This window comes from Halomicrococcus pelagicus (assembly GCF_050954125.1).
Genome location: NZ_JBPBWC010000008.1, coordinates 1 through 15,140, shown reverse-complemented (window position 1 = coordinate 15,140; position 15,140 = coordinate 1). Strand labels below are relative to the sequence as shown.

Annotated in this window: 16 protein-coding genes; 12 read left to right on the top strand and 4 right to left on the bottom strand. The window is 70.9% G+C overall.

Annotation, left to right across the window (positions count from 1 at the left end):
- Positions 1-345 precede the first annotated feature (345 nt).
- The 4 genes from ACRYA2_RS15105 (at position 346) to ACRYA2_RS15090 (ending at position 3,857) form a co-directional block, all read left to right on the top strand.
- A complete protein-coding gene (locus tag ACRYA2_RS15105) occupies positions 346-1,800 on the top strand; it encodes an ATPase domain-containing protein (RefSeq protein ID WP_433629753.1) in 1,455 nt (484 codons plus the stop codon).
- 4 nt (positions 1,801-1,804) lie between these two features.
- The gene (locus tag ACRYA2_RS15100; protein WP_433629751.1) at positions 1,805-3,115 is read left to right on the top strand and encodes an MFS transporter; all 1,311 of its coding nucleotides are present in this window, start codon (positions 1,805-1,807) and stop codon (positions 3,113-3,115) included.
- A 77-nt stretch (positions 3,116-3,192) separates the two neighbouring features.
- Positions 3,193-3,630: a hypothetical protein gene (locus ACRYA2_RS15095; RefSeq protein WP_433629748.1), complete on the top strand. Its 438-nt coding sequence runs from the start codon at positions 3,193-3,195 to the stop codon at positions 3,628-3,630.
- Positions 3,630-3,857 carry a hypothetical protein gene (locus ACRYA2_RS15090; protein ID WP_433629746.1) on the top strand — a complete coding sequence of 76 codons (228 nt, stop codon included), beginning with the start codon at positions 3,630-3,632 and terminating at the stop codon, positions 3,855-3,857. Before ACRYA2_RS15095 ends, ACRYA2_RS15090 begins: the two co-directional genes overlap by 1 nt.
- A 63-nt stretch (positions 3,858-3,920) precedes the next feature.
- Here the strand turns inward: ACRYA2_RS15090 and ACRYA2_RS15085 are convergent, their stop codons facing one another.
- The gene (locus ACRYA2_RS15085) at positions 3,921-4,220 is read right to left on the bottom strand and encodes a helix-turn-helix transcriptional regulator (RefSeq protein ID WP_113276200.1); all 300 of its coding nucleotides are present in this window, start codon (positions 4,218-4,220) and stop codon (positions 3,921-3,923) included.
- A gap of 293 nt (positions 4,221-4,513) precedes the next feature.
- Between ACRYA2_RS15085 and ACRYA2_RS15080 the strand changes: the two genes are divergently transcribed.
- From ACRYA2_RS15080 to ACRYA2_RS15070, 3 genes are all read left to right on the top strand, one after another.
- Entirely contained in the window at positions 4,514-5,827 is a 1,314-nt protein-coding gene (locus ACRYA2_RS15080; RefSeq protein WP_433629742.1) for an oxidoreductase, read from the top strand.
- Between the two features lie 117 nt (positions 5,828-5,944).
- Positions 5,945-7,336, top strand: a complete 1,392-nt coding sequence (locus ACRYA2_RS15075) for an alpha/beta fold hydrolase (protein ID WP_433629740.1) — start codon at positions 5,945-5,947, stop codon at positions 7,334-7,336.
- A gap of 58 nt (positions 7,337-7,394) precedes the next feature.
- Complete coding sequence (locus ACRYA2_RS15070; RefSeq protein WP_433629737.1) at positions 7,395-8,642, top strand: hypothetical protein; 1,248 nt, start codon at positions 7,395-7,397, stop codon at positions 8,640-8,642.
- Between the two features lie 14 nt (positions 8,643-8,656).
- Here ACRYA2_RS15070 and ACRYA2_RS15065 read toward each other — a convergent pair whose 3' ends face one another.
- Together ACRYA2_RS15065 and ACRYA2_RS15060 are read right to left on the bottom strand one after the other, a co-directional pair.
- Positions 8,657-9,691 (bottom strand): NAD(P)/FAD-dependent oxidoreductase, encoded by a 1,035-nt coding sequence (locus tag ACRYA2_RS15065; RefSeq protein WP_433629734.1) that lies wholly within the window; start codon positions 9,689-9,691, stop codon positions 8,657-8,659.
- Position 9,692: 1 nt separating this feature from the next.
- Positions 9,693-9,869, bottom strand: coding sequence for a hypothetical protein (locus tag ACRYA2_RS15060; RefSeq protein WP_433629731.1), 177 nt, complete (start codon positions 9,867-9,869; stop codon positions 9,693-9,695).
- A gap of 153 nt (positions 9,870-10,022) precedes the next feature.
- Between ACRYA2_RS15060 and ACRYA2_RS15055 the strand changes: the two genes are divergently transcribed.
- Genes ACRYA2_RS15055 through ACRYA2_RS15040 form a run of 4 tightly spaced genes read left to right on the top strand, consistent with a single transcriptional unit; the run spans position 10,023 to position 13,334 of the window.
- Positions 10,023-11,048, top strand: coding sequence for a zinc-dependent alcohol dehydrogenase (locus ACRYA2_RS15055; protein WP_433629728.1), 1,026 nt, complete (start codon positions 10,023-10,025; stop codon positions 11,046-11,048).
- Between the two features lie 11 nt (positions 11,049-11,059).
- The gene (locus tag ACRYA2_RS15050; RefSeq protein ID WP_433629726.1) at positions 11,060-11,437 is read left to right on the top strand and encodes a 6-pyruvoyl trahydropterin synthase family protein; all 378 of its coding nucleotides are present in this window, start codon (positions 11,060-11,062) and stop codon (positions 11,435-11,437) included.
- Positions 11,437-12,480, top strand: a complete 1,044-nt coding sequence (locus tag ACRYA2_RS15045; RefSeq protein ID WP_433629723.1) for a glycosyltransferase family 4 protein — start codon at positions 11,437-11,439, stop codon at positions 12,478-12,480. Before ACRYA2_RS15050 ends, ACRYA2_RS15045 begins: the two co-directional genes overlap by 1 nt.
- Positions 12,477-13,334, top strand: a complete 858-nt coding sequence (locus ACRYA2_RS15040; protein ID WP_433629720.1) for a methyltransferase domain-containing protein — start codon at positions 12,477-12,479, stop codon at positions 13,332-13,334. Before ACRYA2_RS15045 ends, ACRYA2_RS15040 begins: the two co-directional genes overlap by 4 nt.
- Here ACRYA2_RS15040 and ACRYA2_RS15035 read toward each other — a convergent pair.
- A complete protein-coding gene (locus ACRYA2_RS15035; protein ID WP_433629718.1) occupies positions 13,331-13,558 on the bottom strand; it encodes a hypothetical protein in 228 nt (75 codons plus the stop codon). The two genes, ACRYA2_RS15040 and ACRYA2_RS15035, sit on opposite strands and share 4 nt — an antisense overlap.
- A 139-nt stretch (positions 13,559-13,697) precedes the next feature.
- Here ACRYA2_RS15035 and ACRYA2_RS15030 point away from each other — a divergent pair, with 139 nt between their 5' ends.
- Positions 13,698-14,762 (top strand): pyridoxal-phosphate-dependent aminotransferase family protein, encoded by a 1,065-nt coding sequence (locus tag ACRYA2_RS15030; protein WP_433629715.1) that lies wholly within the window; start codon positions 13,698-13,700, stop codon positions 14,760-14,762.
- Positions 14,763-15,140 lie beyond the last annotated feature (378 nt).

The following is a 15,140-nucleotide window of genomic DNA, read 5'->3' as shown; positions in this document are numbered from 1 at the left end:
CGTGTCCGTCGATTGGTAGTACGCACCTAAAGCGGCTACGCTCCCCTACGTTCTTTCCGATAGCGTCGCGGCCGCGACCGCCGTCCGTCCACCCCCGGCGCGGAGGACGCGGCCACATATTCAGGTATCTTTCCAGGGATCTATCTAGATATCCCCGGGAGGGCTGGAGGTCGTCGGCCAGCACTCCACACCGAAGCGGTCGTCGCGGGGCGCCCCGGGAGCGCGAGCGACCGCGGACGACCGCCTTCGCACGTCGAGCGCCCGGCCGATGGGCGTGAGTGTGTCAAACAGTATATCTTTGCCCAGTAAACATATACCCACCCTCGAACCATTTTCGGGCAAGCGATGACGGACGCTCCCTCGACGCGAATCGCTACAGGCGTCGCCGGTCTCGACGAAGTTCTCGACGGTGGACTGATACCCGGTCGCAGCTATCTCGTCAAGGGCGACCCGGGAACGGGCAAGACCATCCTCGGTATGAACTATCTCACCGCCGGGGTCGACGCCGACGAGACGGTGCTCTTCGTCAACCTGGAGGAGGCAGAGTGGGATATCCGACAGAACGCCGCGACGCTCGACATCGACCTCTCGGACGTTCATTTCCTCGACCTGAGTCCGGACTCCGACGTGTTCGTCGACGGACAGTCCTACGACATCTTCACGCCGAGCGAGGTCGAACAGGAGCCGCTCACCCGCCGGATAACGGAACGCATCGAGGAGACGGAACCCGACCGCGTCTTCATCGACCCGCTGACGAAGCTCCGGTATCTCACCTCGGACGACTACCAGTTCCGCAAGCAGGTCATCTCGTTCATGCGCTACCTGAAAGAACAGGGAGCGACGATACTGCTCACCTCCGAGAACACGTCGCGGTCGCCCGACGACGACCTGGAGTACATGACCGACGGCACCATCGAACTGCGACGCTCGACGAGGGGGCGCACGGTCCAGGTGCCGAAGTTCCGCGGGTCGGCCATCCACGAGGGCGAACATTCGCTGCGCATCGAGTCCGGCGGCATCTCGGTCTACCCCGAACTCACGCCCGCCGGGCCCGGCCGCGAACTCGTCGACGACCCCCTCCCGTCCGGCGTCGACGGGCTCGACGAACTGCTCAACGGGGGTATCGAACGCGGCACCGTGACGATGCTGAGCGGGCCGACGGGTGTCGGCAAGACGACCGCCGGCACGCAGTTCCTGAAGGAGGCGGCCAGTCGCGGCGAGCGCTCGGTCGTCTACATGTTCGAGGAAACGCAGAAGACGTACGTGCAGCGGAACGAGGCCATCGGCGTCCCCATCGAGGAGATGGAGCGACGGGGCAACCTGAGCATCGAGGCGGTCGAACCGCTGGAGCACTCGGCGATGGAGTTCGCCCACCTGGTTCGCGAGGAGGTCGAGGAGAACGACACCGGCGTCGTGATGATCGACGGCATCCAGGGGTACAAGCTGTCGTTGCACGGCGACGAGACGACGATGGTCCGGAAACTCCACACGCTCGCCCGGCACCTGAAAGACATGGGCGTGAGCATCATCCTCGTCAACGAGGTAGAGACGGTCGCCGGCGATTTTCGGGCGACCGACGCCGGAATCAGCTACCTCGCCGACAACATCGTCTTCTTGCGTCACCTCGAACTGGCCGGCGAGCTGCGCAAGGCCGTCGGCGTGCTCAAGAAGCGAACCGGCGACTTCGAGCGGACGCTGCGGGAGTTCCGCATCACGACGGACGGCGTCACGGTCGGCGACCCGCTCGACGGCCTCCAGGGCGTGCTGAGCGGAACGCCGGAGACGATCGAGGAACGCTGAGGCCATGAGCGCGCCCGCGGCCGCCACGGGGACCGTCCGTTCGCCACGACGCGCCCTCGTCACCGTCATCGCCGTCGTCTTCGTCGACCTGCTCGGGTTCGGCATCATCATCCCCATCCTGCCGTTCTACGTCCGCAGCTTCGGCGTCAGCGACGTGTACATCGGGCTGTTGGCGGCCTCCTACTCGCTGATGCAGTTCGGGTTCGCCCCCCTGCTCGGTCGGCTCTCGGACGCCCGGGGTCGGCGACCGGTCCTGCTCCTGTCCATCGCCGGCAGCGCGGTCGCGTGGACGCTGTTCGGACTGGCCGGGAGCGTCCTCGTCCTCTTCGTCTCGCGGATGCTGGCGGGCGCGATGGGCGGTAACATCGCGGCGGCCCAGGCGTACGTCGCGGACGTGACGCCGCCCGAGGAGCGCGCGAAGGGACTGGGGCTGGTCGGCGCGGCGTTCGGCCTCGGCTTCGTCTTCGGCCCGGCCATCGGCGGCTTCTTCGCCAGCGACCCCGTCGTCGCCGCCGCCCGCGTCGTCCTCCCCGCGGCGGTCCCGGCCACGCGGTTCTCGCTGCCGAGTTTCGCCGCGGCGGGGTTCTCGGTGGTCAACTTCGGGTTCGCCGCAGCGTTCCTCGAAGAGACCGGCGCGCCCGGCGACGCGCCGGACCCGACGTCGCTCCTCGCCGACTTCGCGATGGTGCTCCGGGACGCCGCTCTCCGGGGGCTGGTCGTCTCGTTTTTCCTCATGTCGGTGGCGTTCTCGGGCGTCCAGGTGATGTTCATCCCCTTCGCGGCCGACGCCTACGGCTACGGCGCGAGCGAGACGGCACTGCTTTTGACCTACGTTGGCGTGCTCGGCGTCGTCGTCCAGGGCGTGCTCGTCGGTCGGCTCTCGCGGCGGTACGGCGACGCCCGGGTCGCGCTGGCCGGTGCGGGGCTGCTCTCGGTGGCGCTCGCAGCCATCCCGCTCGCGCCCGACCTCGGGCGGGCGCTCGTCCCGCCACTCGCCGGTCCGCCGTTCCTCACGCCCGAACTGGTCGCGCTGCTGGCGGTGCTCCCGGTGCTCTCGGTCGGCAACGGTCTGCTGACGGTGTCGATGACGACCCTCGTCTCGACCAGCGCGGGGCGGGCGACCCAGGGTCGTGCGTTCGGCGTCACGCAGGGGGCGGGTAGCCTCGGTCGCACCGTCGGACCGCCCGTCATGGCCGCGCTGTACGCGGTCGTCGGGCGCTGGTCGCCGTTCGCCGTCGGCGCGGTCCTGCTCGTGCCGGTGGTCGCACTCGCGCTCTCCCGGGTGACCGGCGAGCGCCGCACCGTGCCATCCTGACGCCGGCGGCGAGTCCGCGACGGTCGCCGTGTTCTTGCACAGTTTAAATATTATGCCGGAAGAACTGAAGGTGACCGATGGCTCTCGAAGTCGACACGCAGGACTGGTCGCTGAGAACCGCCCGCAACGAGGAGGAGATGTGGGCGCTCGCCGACGAGCAGGGCGTCCACGACGCGCGGCTGTCGTACCCCTCCGGCTGGCTCTTTCTCACCCGGGACGCCGCGACGCGGGACCTCGTCGCCGTCGCCACCGAGGCGACCGACGAGCGCGCGGCCGCGGCGTACGCCGACGACCTCGATCACGACGCCGACCGCGTCGAGCGCGCGCTCGACGACCTCGTCGCGCTGGGGGCGTTCCACGCCGACGAGGACGGTTACCGACCGAATCCCGACAGCGTCGTCGTCCGGAGCGTCGACCGGTTGGACGCGGCGGTCAGGGACGCGACGGAGAGCGCCGACGCCGCCGGGGCCGGCGCGGGTTCCGCGACCTCGCGCGCTCGGAAGCCGTGCGGTTGATGCTCGACGCGCTGCTGTACGCCGACGACGAACGGGTGAGCCAGGCCGACCTCCACGAGTGGTGCGGTCTCGCTCGCAAACAGGTCTGGATGCACGTCGACCGCCTGGAGGAGTACGACGTGCTGGTGGCGGCCGGGGACGACTACGCGATCGGCGAGGAGAGTTCCGTGTTCGGCAGCGTCAGGGCGCTCGATGCGGCCGTCGTCGGTGCGGCGTTGTCGCCGTGACGAGTCCGTCGGCGGCCCGGCGGGTAGCCGCGACGCCGAGTGCTCGAAATCGTGGGGTCCGAGTCAGGCGGTCTGGGTTTCCGTGAGGTCTTCGCTCACGTACTGCTGTTCCCACTCGCGGCGCGCTTCTATCTCGCGTGCTCCCCGGCGCGTCAGCGTGTAGAAGTTGGTCCGACGGTCCCGCTGCCCCTTCTCCACGAGTCCCTTGTCGACCAGCGAGTCGAGATTCGGGTAGAGACGGCCGTGATGAATCTCCTTCTCGTAGTACGTTTCGAGTTCCTCTTTGATAGCGAGACCGTGCGGCTCGTCCAGTCCGGCGATGACGTACAGCAAGTCCCGCTGGAAACCAGTCAGGTCGTGCATGGTTCTCCCTCGCGCTACATAACCTGCCGATAGACAAAAGCATAGTGGCCACAGAGGTTCACCCCGTTTCTTTCCCTCGATTATCCAGACGCGGGGGATTCTGTCAATCGCTAGCCCTGTCGTCGGCGAGACAGGCTACCGTTTCCGCCAGACGGTGAAGATATTCCCTGGGGTCGTCAGGTTCCCAGCGGCGTGGCCCGCGGTGTGCGCTCGAGGGACGACGGCGACCTGGAAACGGGGGCGGAGTCAGCGCGGCAAACCTTTACGCCGGGACGCACCGAACGACGGCCACCGTGGCAGAACTCGAAGACTCCCTCGACGTCGGGGGCGTCGAACTGCCGAACCGGCTCTACCGCGCACCGCTGCTGGAGTGCGCCGGCAACGGCCCTGACGCCGTGGAGACGCTGATAGCGGACCTCGAACCCGCCGCCGCGGCCGGCGCGGGGCTGATATGCCAGGGCGCCACCGTGGTCCGCGAGCGGGGTGGCTGTGCCGCGCCGGGGATGACCCGCGTCCACGACCCCTCGTTCGTCGCCGACCTCGAACGCCTCACGGAGGCCGTCCACGCCCACGGAAGTCGCATCTTCGTCCAGCTCGAACACGGCGGCCTCCGGAGCATGGAGACGTGGCACGCCGGTTACCGGGCGGCCAATCCGGACCTCCGGCAACTCGCCGTCTCGCGGCCGCCCGCGGTCCTCCGGGCGCTCGACCGCGCGGGGTTCCTCGAGTACGACCCGCACGTCCTCACCACGGCCGGGGTGCACGACCTCGCGGCGGACTTCGGGCGCTGTGCCGCGTACGCGGTCGACGCCGGCTACGACGGCGTCCACGTCGCCGGGGCGAACATGGGCATCGTCCAGCAGTTCCTCTCGCCGTTCTACAACCGCCGCGACGACGAGTTCGGCGGGTCGCGGGCCGCCCGCGCTCGCTTCCTCGAACTGGTCCACGACGAGATCCGCGAGCGCGTCGGCCCCGACGTGCCGGTGATGACGAAGGTGCCCGCCGAGACGGCCGCCCCCGCGTTCGTGCGCCGCCACCTCACGCTCGACGACGGCGTGGCGCTCTGCGAACGCCTCGCCGACGCCGGCTTCGACGCGGTCGTCCCGGTCCAGTGTTCGGTGTTCTGGGACGCCAGCATTGTCCGCGGCGAGTTTCCGGGGCGCGCGTGGCGCGACGACCGCTTCCGCGAGGGGTACGAGACGGCCTTCGGAAGCCGACTCCGCGCGCTCGGCGTGGCCGCGCTGAACTGGCTCCAGTCCCTGCAGTACGACTTCGAACCGGCGTGGAACCGCCGGTTCGCCCGGCGCGTCAGCGAGCGCGTCGCCGTCCCGGTGCTCGCGGAGGGCGGCATCCGCGAGCGACCGCAGATAGACCGGTTGCTCGCCACGGGCGACTGCGACGCGGTGGGGATGGGTCGACCGTTCTACGCCGAACCGCGCCTGCCCGCCCGCATCCTCGACGCGGAGGAGGCCGCCGTCGCCTGCGAGAACTGCAACAACTGCACCGTCCCGCAGGCGACCGGCGCGGCGGGTGTCTGTCGGACTCCCTCGGTGCTGGCGAAACGTGGCGAACTCCGGCGCGAGGGAGCCTACGAGCGCGAGGAGTGACGCCGCGTTCCGGCCGTCGCTCCTCCCGACGGACGACACGGCCGCGTGGCGACGACCCGTCGCCGCGTCGCCCGAACGCCCGTAACGCACGTACCGGGAGGAGGCGTACGGCCCTCGATGCCAGCCCACCTCGAAACGCCGCGCGTCCACCGTGCCATCGAATCGCCAGCGGGCGCACTGCTCACCACGCGACCCTACGAGTGGCTGAAGCGCCGGAGCCTCCCGCGAGAGTTCCGGACGGCGCGACTCCGCGCGGTCGCCGACCGGACCGCGTCGGCGGGCGTCGACGCCTACCTCGACGAACTGGGAATCGACCGCGCCGCGGGTCGCAAACGCGTCCGCGACGCGCTCGAACGCCACCGCGGTCGCAAGCGCGCCCGGGACGCGCTCGAAGTCCGCTGGGAGACCGTCTTCTGGGACGGCGGCGACGCGACGCTCGACGGGCGTGTCGCGCTCGAAACCGACCGCCGCACCGTCAGCGGACGCTGGGCGCGAGCGGGCGACCTGCTGGAGGCGACGCCGGACGCCGAACGGGTCGCGGCCGTGGACTTCGACGTTCCCGACCCCGACGACGCGCTCGCGGCGTGGGAGTCGCGGCTCGACGACCCCGCGAGCGCGTACGCGGCGCCCGACCGAGTTCCTGCGGTCGAGACGTCTGCGACGGTTCCCGGTCCCGACACGTCCGAGTACTGGGTCCGATTCCCGTCGGTGTCCGAACACGTCGCGGAACCGGCGTCGGCGAAAGTGTTCGAGCCGCGGCAGGAGCACGGCCTGCCGACGCTCGTCTTCGGGAGCGGTCTCGGGATGATGTACGACCTGCTGTCGTACTGGCCCGAGGAGGAGTACGTCGGCCGCGAACTCGCCGCCCGAGGATACCGCGTCGTTCTCCCTGAGTCGCCGTGGCACGGCCGCCGCGAGCGCCCCGGACGGTACAGCGGCGAACCGTATCTCGCGGAGCCGCCGGTCTCGCTCGTCCGGCTCTACGCCGCCCAGCTCCGGGAGTGGGCCGTGCTAACGGCCTGGGCGCGCGAGGAGGGTGCGCCAGTCGTCGGCGTCGGCGGTATCAGCCTCGGCGGCATCGCCACCCTCCTGCTCGCCGGCTTCTGTGGCCCCTGGCCCGACGAGATGACGCCGGACCTCGCGTTCCCGGCGGCGCCGTCGGCCCGCCTCGACCGCGTGCTGGCCGGGAGCGAACTGACGGGACTGCTCGGCGTCCGCGAGGCGCTCCGCGACGCCGGCTGGACCGACGACCGCCTCGCCGAGTTCGCCCCGCTGCTGACGCCGCCGGACGACGCCGGCGTCCCGCCGGAGCGAGTGTTCCCGTTCGCCGGTCGCCGGGACCGCATGGCGCCGTACGGCGACGCCCGCGACGTGCTGTCGAGGTGGGGCGTGCCGCCGCAGAACCGCACCGAGTGGGACGTCGGCCACTTCGGCGTGCTCGTCACGCTGCTCCGCCAGTCGACGTACCAGGACGCCGTCGCCGCGCAACTGGACTGGCACGCCCGCTGACCCCACAGCGGCGGCGTTCGGGGGAAACGTTTTGTCGCGGCGGCGACCAGTTGTGACGATGTCGTCGGCACTCGTCTCGCGCTGGGCGCGCCGGACCGTCGCCGTGGGTGCGTTCTTTCTCGTCGCGTGGCAACTCGTCGTCCTCGCGGCGACCGCCGGCGCGCCGGGCGTCGGCCGGTCGGTCGGAGCGCACGGCTTCGCTCCGGCGGTCGTCCTCGGCCTCTACGGGTTCGTGCTCCACGTCGTCTTCGGGAAGGCGTACTCGCTCGTCCCCGCGTACTTCGACCACGAACTGGCGTTCGCTCGCGCGCCGGCGGTGCAGTTGCCGCTGACGGCCGGCGGCGCGGCGCTGCTCGCACTGTCCGCCGCCGGCGTCCGACCGTCGGGGGTCGACCGGTTCGGCGGCCTCGACGGCGTCGGTGCGGTGCTGTGGGCCGCCGGCGTCGCCGTCTTCCTCGGGACGCTCGCGTGGACGGTCCGGACGAACCCGACCGGCGGCGAGACGGGAACGGGGGAGGCGAACGCCCACCGGCGCGGCGTCGACCGCGCCGCGAACGCCGTCGTTCCCGCGGCGTTCGCCTACCTCGCGGTCGGCACCTACGAGACGCTGGCGCTTGCAACCGGTATGCCGACGCTGTTCGTCGCCTACGCGCCGCAGGCCACCCACCTCCTCGGTGCGGGCTTCGCCGCCCTCGTCCTCTTCGCCGTCGGATTCCGACTGCTACCGCGGTTCCTCGTCGCCTCGCCGCCGCGGGCGCTCGTCGCGGTCGTCCTGCCGGCCGGCGCGCTCGGGCCGCTCTTGCTCGCCGTCGGGGTCCTGCGGCGCGGCCCCTGGTTCCGCACCGGCGCGGTCCTCGAAGCGACCGCCGTCGGCGGATTTGCGCTCGCGTACGCCGTCCTCTTCGTCCGCACGGACCGCGACCGCGTCGGCTTCTACGGTGTCCTCGCCGGGGCCGCCTTCGGCGTCGTCGGCGTCGCGGTCGGTCTCTGGTTCGCGTTCCGCGGCGTCGACGCGTCGCTGACGCTGGCCCACCGCCGCTCGAACCTGCTCGGCTTCCTCGGACTCACCATCGTGGGCGTCGCGTACCAGTTCTATCCGCCGGCAGTCGGGCGGTTTCCGGTGGCCGGCGACCGGACCGCGCTCGCGTCGATGGCCGTGCTCGCTGGCGGACTCGGTCTCGAAGTCCTCGGCCTCGCGGCCGGAGCGGCCGGCGTCGTCCTGGCCGGCGCGGGCGCGACGGTGACGGGAGCCGCCGCGTTCGCCTACCTCGTCCTGGGACTGTTCGTCCAGCGCACCGGGTCCTGAGAGGAGCGACGGAGTCAGCGGTCGGCCGACCGCGTCGCCCGGATGCGCTCGCCCGCGTCGAGGCCGCTCCGGAGCGCGCTGTGGACGCGGCCCTCGCCCGCCACCCAGTCGCCGGCGAACCAGAGGTCGTCGCCCTCGGCGCGGCGGAGCGTCTCGGGGTCCGCGCCGTCGTTGGGGAGGGCGTCGCGCCAGCGCACCACGTCGAACCAGTCCGGGGCCGCGAGCGCGTCGTCGGAGAGCAGGTCAGCCGCCCGGTCGGCGACGGCGGCGGCGACGTCGTCGTCCGCGCGGTCGTAGTGCTCGGCCGACCAGTCGGGGGCCATCTGGACGACCAGCAAGCTCTCGTCGTCGGGGACGTGTCCGGGCTTGCAGTCCTCGCGCCCCAGCCACCCCACGTCGTGGTCCTTGTCGTCGTTCACCAGGGCGTAGTAGGGCCGCTCGGCCTCGAAGGGGTAGTGGAGCGCGACCGAGAGCAGTGGGCGATAGGGGACGTGGCCGACGTGCTCGCGGAGGTCCCGGCGCACGGCCGACTGCCAGTCCGCCCCGTCGAGCAGCGACGCGGTCGTGGGTGCGGGTGGCGTGAGGACGAGGGCGTTCCACGGCCCCCACCGGCGGCCAGCTGGGTCCTCGACGTGCCACGCGCCGTCCCCCCGGCGGAGCGTCTCGGCCGGAACGTCGGCTTCGAGCGTCGCCCCGCTCTCGTCGAGCAGGCGGTCGCCCAGCGTCGCCAGCCCCTCGCGGTAGGTCCACTTCGGCGCGTCGTCGCCCCGTCCCTCCGAGATTTCGCCGTCGGCGTCGAACGTCCAGACGTCGCCCTCGACCGCGGCGAGGCCCTCGCCGAGTTCGTCGCGCAGGAGCCGCGAGACGCGGTCGTCGTCGCTCTTGACGTAGTTCGCGCCGGTGTCGTAGACACAGCCGTCCGCGGTACGGCTCGCCGCGCGACCGCCCGGACGGTCGGTACGCTCGAACAGCGTCACGTCGGCGGCGTCGCCCAGCGCGCACGCGACGCCGAGTCCGGCCACGCCCGCGCCGACGACCGCGACGCGCATCTCAGGCCTCCCCGTTCTCGTCCGACCGGTCCTCGTCCGCCTCGGCTCCGGACGCCTCGCCGCCGACGTCCGGGGCGGTCCCGGCGCTCTCTTTTTCCTCCTGTTCGTCCTCGTTCTCCTCCCCCGCTGCCTCCTCCATCTCGTCCTCGATGAACGAGTCGTCACCGGGTATTGGCATTGTTACACCTTCGCAAAGTTTCGTCGGCGTGGCAAAAGTAATTGTGGCGGGCGAGCGGGAGAACGACGGCGAGTGACGTCCGACCACCCGTCCTCGCCCGCTTCGGAGCGTGACAGCCGAAACGAATTTCCGTGTCACCGTCGCCTAGCGGCTGTGACGGCCGTCAGAGCACTCCAGTTCACCGGCCCCCGAGAAGTGACGGTGTGCGAGCGGGAGATTCCGGAACCGAGACCGGACGAGGTGCGCGTCAGCACGGAGGTGTCGGCCGTGAGCCCCGGCACCGAGCTGCTGGTCTACAGGGGCGACGCGCCGGAGGAGATGACGTCCGACGAGGCCATCGACGCGCTCGCCGGCGACTTCCAGTTCCCGCTCCAGTACGGCTACGCCGCCGTCGGCCGCGTGACCGCGACCGGGGCGAACGTCGCGGACGACTGGACGGACGAGCGCGCGTTCGCGTTCCACCCCCACCAGAGCCACTTCCTCGCGTCGCCCGACGACCTCCACCGGGTGCCGAAGGGACTGTCCGCGGCCGAGGCCGCCTTCCTGCCGAACGTCGAGACGGCGGTGAACTTCCTGCTCGACGGCGACCCGCGCGTGGGCGAGCAGGCCGTCGTCTTCGGCCAAGGCCTCGTCGGCCTGCTGACAACCGCCCTGCTCGCGGACTGCCCACTTGCGGACCTCCTCACCCTCGACCGCTACCCCGAACGTCGCGAACTGGCGCGCGAGATGGGGGCGGACCGCGCTCTCGCCCCCGAGGACGCACCAGACGAAGTTCGGGACGCGCTCGACTCCGACGCGACGCCCGACGGCGCCGACCTGACGTTCGAACTCTCGGGCAACCCGGCGGCGCTCGACGACGCGGTGGCCGTGACGGGCTACGGCGGTCGCGTATTCGTCGGCTCGTGGTATGGCGAGAAGCGCGCCGACCTCGACCTCGGCGGTCGGTTCCACCGGAGCCGCATCGCCATCGAGAGCACGCAGGTCAGCACCGTCGCGCCCGAACTCCGGGGGCGCTGGGACAAGGCCCGGCGGCTGTCGGTGGCGTGGCGACGCCTCGCCGACCTCGACGTCGAGCGCCTCGTCACCCACCGGATTTCGGTCACGGAGGCCGACCGCGCGTATCGACTGCTCGACGACCACCCCGAAGACGCCCTCGGCGTCCTCTTCACCTACGATTGACCATCCCGACCATGTACGAGCTGAGCGTCTCACGGACCTTCGTCGCACAGCACTACCTCACCGTGCCGGACCCCGGCCCGGAGGGCGAACTGCACTCGCACCGCTACGAGGCCGACCTCCGCCTGCGGGGCGAGTCGCTGAACGAGTTCGGCTACCTCGTCGACATCGACGACGTGCGGGCCGCGCTCGACGACGTCGTTGAGCGCTATCGCAACGCGACGCTGAACGACCTGCCGGAGTTTGAGGGCGAGAACCCGAGCGCCGAGCACCTCGCCCGCGAGTTCTGCGACCGCGCGCTCGCCCCCCTCGACGCCGACGCGGTGAGCGAGGCCACCCTCCGGCTGTGGGAGGACGAGGAGGCCTGGGTCGCCTTCGAGCGGCCGGTGTGATGGACCTCACGCTCGTCGTCTACGGCTCGCTGGACGAGCAGTCCGGCGGGTTCCGCTACGACCGCCGACTGGTGGACAGTCTGCGGGACCGCGGCCACGCCGTCGACGTCGTCTCGCTGCCCTGGACATCGTACGCCCGGGCGCTCACCCACAACTACGGGTCCGGCCTGCCCTCGCGGCTCGCCGACGCCGACGTCGTCGTCGAAGACGAGCTCTGTCACCCCTCGCTCGTCGCCGCGAACCGCCGCGTCGACGCTCCCGTCGTCACCGTCGTCCACCACCTCCGATCGAGCGAGCCGCGCGGTCGCTGGCGCAACGCCGCCTACCGCGCCGTCGAGCGTCGCTACCTCCGTGGCGTCGACGCCGCCGTCTGCAACGGCGAGACGACGCGGGCCACCGTCGCCGCGCTGGCCGACCTGCCGACCGCGGTCGCCCCGCCGGCCGGCGACCGGTTCGCGCCCGTCGACGCCACCGCGACGAGCGCGCCCGGGGACGGCCCGCTCGAACTCTGCTTCCTCGGCAACCTCGAACCGCGAAAGGGCATCCACGTCCTGCTCGACGGTCTCGCGCAGGTCGACGGCGACTGGCATCTCACCGTCGTCGGCGGGACCGCCGACCCGGGGTACGGCAGGCGAGTCCGCCGCCGCGTCCGGGCGCTCGACCTCCGCGACCGGGTGACGTTCGTCGGGCGACTCCCGGACGACGCGGTCGCCGACCGCCTCGCGGAGAGTCACCTGCTGACCGTCCCGTCGCTGTACGAGGGCGTCGGCCTCGTCTACCTCGAAGCGATGGCGTTCGGCGTCCCCGCGCTCGCGACGACCGCCGGGGGCGCGAGCGAGGTCGTCACGGACGGCGAGAACGGCCTGCTCGTCCCGCCCGGCGACGCCACCGCCGTCGCTGACGCCGTTCGCCGTGTCCGGAACGACCGCGACCTGCTCCGGGCGTTGAGCGAGGGCGCACGCCGTCGGTTCGAGCGACAGCCTGACTGGGACGACGCCGCGGACGCGGTCGAGGCACTGCTCCGCGAGGTGGGGCCGGCGTGACCGAACCGGACGACGCGTTCCGGCGCTACCTCGCCGCCAAGCGCACCGTCGACGACCGGGCGCTCGACCGCCGCGTCCTCGACCGCTTCGTCGCCGAACTCCCCGACGACCCCGCGGTTCTGGAGGTCGGTGCCGGCATCGGGACGATGGTCGAGCGCCTCGACGACTGGGGCCTCCTTCCCGGGGGCCTCCGGTACACCGCCGTCGACCTCAACGAGCGGAACGTCGACGCGGCGCGCGACCGCCTGCGCCAGCGGGGGTTCCGCGAGGACGAGGAGGGTGACGCGCTCGCGCGCGAGGATATCGTCGTCGAGTTCGTCGCGGACGACGCCGTCGCGTTCGCCCACGACGCGGACCGGCGCTGGGACGCGGTCGTCGGCCACGCGGTCCTCGACCTGTTCGATCTCGACGACGCGCTGCCCGCGCTGCGTTCGGCGGTCCCCGGCGGTCTCTGTTACTTCTCCGTCGTCTTCGACGGCGAGACGGGGTTCGAACCGCCGCTGGCGCTCGACGACGACGTCCTCGCCCGCTATCACGAACACCTCGACGACGGCCAGGGGTCCAGCCGCGCCGGCCGCCGACTGCTCGCACGCCTGCCCGACCACGGCGTACGCGTGCTCGTCGCCGGCGGGTCGGACTGGGTCGTCCACCCCCGTGACGGGGGGTATCCGGCCGACGAGGCGTACTTCCTCCGGTACCTCCTCCGAACGATCGGCGGGGCGCTGGCCGACGAACCGACGCTCGACGACGCGGCGCTCGAGGACTGGGTCGAGACGCGCAACCGCCAGGTCGCGGCCGGCGAACTGGTCGCCGTCGTGCACAACCTCGACGTGCTCGGCCGCGTCGAGAACTAGTCGCTGGCTTCGCTGGCCTCCGCGAGTCGCCGGCCGACCTCGCTCTCGACGGCGTCCAGTTTCCCCTCGTCGATGTTCGGGTTGTTCCGGTACCGCACCGCGTCGTCGCGGATGGACTCGAGACGCGTCCGGCGTTTCGCACCCGCCAGTTCCGTCGTCCGCTCCAGTCGCTTCCACAGACTCGCTATCGCCGGACTCCGTATTCCGTCGTCCCCCACAGTCATGGTACGGCGTTCGGGTGCCACCCACTTGAGGGCGGTGCCCGTCCGGACGGCCGGAACGTCCTCCGGTCCGCGAGCGATTTCGCCCCGACGAACGACTCCCCCGGCGGGTTTGATAAGCCGTCGTCGCCCAGATGGAAGTATGCTGATGACACCCGGCCCGACCGAGGTTCCGGCCTCGGTCCGGGAACGCATGAGCGAGCCGATGCCGAATCCGGACGTCGAGTCGTCGTTCCGCGACCTGTACCGGAACGTGACCGAGAAGCTCGCGACGGTCTACGACACCGACGACGACGTGGTCGTCATGGGCGGGGAGGGAATCCTCGGGCTGGAGGCGGCGGTCGCGTCGCTCGTGAGCGAGGGCGACGACGTGCTCTGTCTCTCGAACGGGCTGTACGGCGACGGGTTCGCCGACTTCGTCGAACAGTACGGCGGTCGGGTCACGACCTGCGACGCGCCGCCGACCGAACTGCTCGACGTCGAGGACGTGAAAGACGCGCTCGACGGCCGGTCGTTCGACGTGGCGACGATGGTCCACTGCGAGACGCCGACGGGGACGCTGAACGACCTGGACGAGATACTGGGCGTGCTGGACGACGCCGGCGTGCTGACGATAGTCGACGCCGTCTCCTCGCTCGGCGGCGTCGCGGTCCCGACCGAACGCATCGATGTCTGCCTGGGCGCGTCCCAGAAGTGTTTCAGCGCACCCCCCGGACTGACGACGCTCTCGGTCAGCGACGACGCCTGGGAAGCGACGCGGGAGGGAGAGCCGCGGACGTTCTACGCCAACCTCGCCCCCTGGGACGACGTGGTCCACGACGACGCACAGTTCCCATACACGCAACTCGGCGCGAACGTCGCCGCACTGGACGAGGCGCTCGACCGCCTGCTCGACGAGGGGCCGGCGACCGTCCGCGAGCGCCACGCCGAGGTGGCCGCCTACTGTCGCGAGCGGGCGGCCGAACTCGGCCTGTCCCTGTTTCCCGACGCCGAGGCGTACTGCTCGCCGACCGTGACGGCGCTCGACGTGGACGGCCGCGCTCCTGACCTCCGGAGACGACTCGACGAGGACCACGACGTCGTGCTGGCGACCGGTCTGGGACCCTACGAGGACGACGTCCTGCGCGTCGGTCACATGGGGTACAACGCCGACCGCGAGAAGGTGCGACGGACGATGGACGCGCTCGAATCGGTGCTCGACGAGTAGCGGGCCCGAGGCCTGCCGGGGCATCTACTTGCATTTAATCTTTTCGATTGCCTGAATTAGAGTACTCTACCGTAATAACCCGCCAAAGCTACCCTCAGCCCGTTTAACGCCGTCGTCTCGAAACCAAATCATCCGAAACATTTAAGTACTTTTCGGCCTTACCTATAGTTAGCGAACGAGAGGAGTCGGTCTCTCGCCCGGACCGGCAAGACCCTCCGCAAGTGATACACATGAGTAAGGTAATCAGGAGCTACGACGAACGGGAGCGAGAATCGAACCAGGAAGAGCGAGTGGACGAGCTCGAGGACGAGACGGTCTGTCCCGAGTGCGGCGGCAACCTCGTCAACGACGAGGAGCACGGCGAGACCGTCTGTGAAG